Genomic DNA, 2,219 nt, shown 5'->3' on the forward strand with positions numbered 1-2,219 from the left:
GGACGACGGGATCGCGACCGGCTCGACGGCCTCTGCCGCGTGCCAGGTCGTGCGGGCCCAGGGAGCCACCCACGTGGTGCTGGCGACCCCCGTTGCCCCCCGTGACCGGATCGGCTGGCTGCGCCGGCAGGCAGACGAGGTGGTCTGCGTCCAGACGCCCGACGCCTTCTTCGGTATCGGCGAGTTCTACGCGGACTTCTCCCAGACACCGGACGAGGAGGTCGTCGACCTGCTGCGCCGGGCCGCGCTGACGATGCCGGTCGGCGGCGCGGTAGCCGACCTGTCCGGCGGCGATGTCGAGGTCGACATCCCCGTCGGTCGAGTTCGGCTCGCCGGTCGGCTCACCGTGCCCGACCAGTCCCGGGGAGTGGTCGTCTTCGCTCACGGCAGCGGCAGCAGCCGGCACAGCCCACGTAACCAGTTCGTGGCCCGCGACCTCAATGCCGCGGGGCTCGCGACCCTGCTGTTCGACCTGCTCACCCCGGACGAGGAGCGTGACCGGGCGAACGTGTTCGACATCGGGCTGCTTGCCCGGCGGCTGATCGACGTGACCGGTTGGCTGCGCGGCCAACCGGCGACGGCTGCCCTCCCCATTGGTTACTTCGGCGCCAGCACCGGTGCCGCCGCGGCGCTGCGGGCCGCCGCGGAAGGGGGGTTCCCCGTCGCGGCCGTCGTGTCGCGGGGCGGCCGACCGGACTTGGCCGCGGCGCAGCTGACCGCGGTACGCGCCCCGACGTTGCTCATCGTCGGTGCGCGGGACGATCTGGTCCTCGAGCTGAACCGGCAGGCCCAGGCCCGACTGCTGGGCTGCGAGAACCGGCTGGCGATCGTCCCGGGCGCCACGCACCTGTTCGCCGAGCCGGGTGCCCTGGAGCAGGCGGCCGCGCTTGCGCGTGACTGGTTCGTCGATCACCTGGCGTTGGCCGGCCATCCCGGTCGCGCCTGACCGGGTACTGACCTGACTTCCGCGCGACGCCGGGCGATGCGTGCCCACCCGGGCGACACTCTGGTGGTCCACCGTCACACCACCCGGCAGCCGGACCGACTCGGCGAGGTCTTCGAGGTGCGCTCGGCGGCGGGGGATCCGCCGTTTGCGGTCCGCTGGTCCGACACGGGGCACGTCAGCTTCGTCTACCCGGGTCCGGATGCCGAGATCCGTCACCGCGGCGAGGAGGCACGCAGCGGGGCCGGCTGAGCAGCCCGGATCAGTCCTGGTCGACGACCCGCCCCGCATCGAGGGCGAGGGTGCGGTCGGCGAGAACCTCGGCGTCCGTGGGATCGTGCGTGACGATGAGCACCGGAGCCGCCAGTGTCGGTAGCACATTGTGCAGGAAGGACCTGACCTCGCGGCGGGTCGCGGTGTCGAGCGCGGCGAGCGGTTCGTCGAGCAGCAGCAGTCCGGGCCCCGGCGCCAGCGCCCGCGCGAGCGCCACCCGTTGCCCCTGGCCGCCGGACAGGGCATCCGGTCGCCGGTCGCCGAGATGGCCGATCCCGAACCGTTCCAGCCAGGTGTCCGCGGACGCCCGGGCGTGCCGCCGGCCCTGGCCGAGGCGGGCCCGCAGGCCGAAGGCGATGTTGTCGCGGGCCCGCAGGTGTGGGAACAGCAGGTAGTCCTGGAAGACCATGCCGACCGGCCGCTGTTCGGACGGGACGAAACGGTGCTCGGCCGGGTCGTCGAGAACCTCGCCGCCGAGGGTGATCCGGCCCTCGTCGAGCGGGAGGAGGCCGGCCAGGGCCCGCAGCAGCGTGCTCTTGCCCGCCCCGCTGCGGCCGAGGACGGCGACCGTCTCCCCCCGTGCCACGCTGACCTTGACGTCGAGCACGAACTGGCCCTGTCGCACTGTCATCAGCGCGCTGAGCCCGGCTGACGCCGGATCCAGGCCGGGGGCGGGGGCGGGGGGCGCCGCCCCCGCCGAATCTCCGGGGACGGTGTTCACGGGATGCCCCGCGTTCACGGGATGCCCCGCTCGAGCGCCTTCGGGGCGGCGTCACGCGTTCCCCGGTTGCGTAAAATCCGCCGGGCGCCGGGGAACCAGCGGCCCCGCAGTGCCACCAGAACTCCGACGCAGACCGCGAGCAGTACGAGTGACAGCGCGATGGCTGTGTCCGAGTCCGTCTCCAGCGCCAGGTAGACCGCGAGCGGCGTGGTCCGGGTGGTCCCGGGGAAGTTGCCGGCGAACGTGATCGTGGCCCCGAACTCGCCGAGGGCGCGAGCCCAG

At 73.5% G+C, this 2,219-nt stretch carries 3 protein-coding genes and 1 pseudogene; 2 read left to right on the forward strand and 2 right to left on the reverse strand.

Features of this window, described 5'->3' with window-relative positions; genetic code table 11:
- On the forward strand, window positions 1-946 hold a 946-nt coding region (locus tag ACY45C_RS12545), incomplete at its 5' end, for a dienelactone hydrolase family protein (RefSeq protein ID WP_462187796.1).
- A gap of 36 nt (window positions 947-982) precedes the next feature.
- On the forward strand, window positions 983-1,195 hold the full coding sequence (locus ACY45C_RS12550; RefSeq protein WP_462187797.1) for a DUF1918 domain-containing protein: 213 nt from the start codon (window positions 983-985) through the stop codon (window positions 1,193-1,195).
- A 10-nt stretch (window positions 1,196-1,205) separates the two neighbouring features.
- Here ACY45C_RS12550 and ACY45C_RS12555 read toward each other — a convergent pair whose 3' ends face one another.
- Both ACY45C_RS12555 and ACY45C_RS12560 read right to left on the reverse strand, forming a co-directional pair.
- Entirely contained in the window at window positions 1,206-1,937 is a 732-nt protein-coding gene (locus tag ACY45C_RS12555) for an ABC transporter ATP-binding protein (protein WP_462187798.1), read from the reverse strand.
- 14 nt (window positions 1,938-1,951) lie between these two features.
- Window positions 1,952-2,219: pseudogene (locus tag ACY45C_RS12560) on the reverse strand (molybdate ABC transporter permease subunit); the annotation flags it as partial.

It is taken from the genome of Frankia sp. CcWB2 (assembly GCF_977927585.1).

Excerpts from the sequence above, each read along its gene's own strand:
- ACY45C_RS12550 (WP_462187797.1), top strand. The coding sequence starts at position 983 with ATGCGTGCCCACCCGGGCGACACTCTGGTGGTCCACCGTCACACCACC.